The organism is Streptomyces sp. NH27 (assembly GCF_056859195.1).
This window is the reverse complement of record NZ_JACEGK010001066.1, coordinates 1-537: the sequence shown is the minus strand read 5'-3', so window position 1 is coordinate 537 and position 537 is coordinate 1. Positions and strand designations below refer to the sequence as shown.

Below are 537 nucleotides of genomic sequence, written 5' to 3'. Positions count from 1 at the left end.
CCTCGGCCTCGCGGTCAAGGCGATCCGGGCCGGCGACCGCGCCGCCACCGTCCCCCGCAGCGCCCCCGCCGCACGCGACGGCGGCCTGCCCCGCACCCCCGCCGCCGACACCCTCGCCACCGTGCAGGCCGCCGCCCTCACCGGCGCGTCCCTCTGGATCGGCTACGTCAACGCCGAGGGCGCCGCCACCCAGCGCGTCATCGCCCCGCTCCGCGTCGAAGGCGGCTACGTCACGGCCTACGACCACACCGCCGACGAGACCCGCACCTTCGCCCTCCACCGCATCACCGGCGTCTCCACCCTGACCGAAGACCCTTCCTGAGTCCGCTGTCCGCGGTCCTCCCCCAGCGCGAGCACGTCCTCGGTGGTCCACGGCCCGTAGTGGTCTTCGTACGCGACGCTCATGTCGCCACCTCCCCCTCGGAAGTCGTCACCCATAGTGAGGCGCGGCACACGGAGGCCCATCGGTTTTCGGTCAGTCCTTGCGCTCGCTCGGAGCTCGATTCGGAGCCTTGCCGAAGCCGTAGCGGTGGTACC

The 537-nt window shown here is 73.0% G+C and carries 1 protein-coding gene; it reads left to right on the top strand.

Going from position 1 to position 537, the window contains the following annotated elements:
- A partial coding sequence (locus AC13HU_RS38040; protein WP_483046558.1) for a WYL domain-containing protein occupies nucleotides 1–322 on the top strand: 322 nt, incomplete at its 5' end.
- Nucleotides 323–537: the final 215 nt, after the last annotated feature.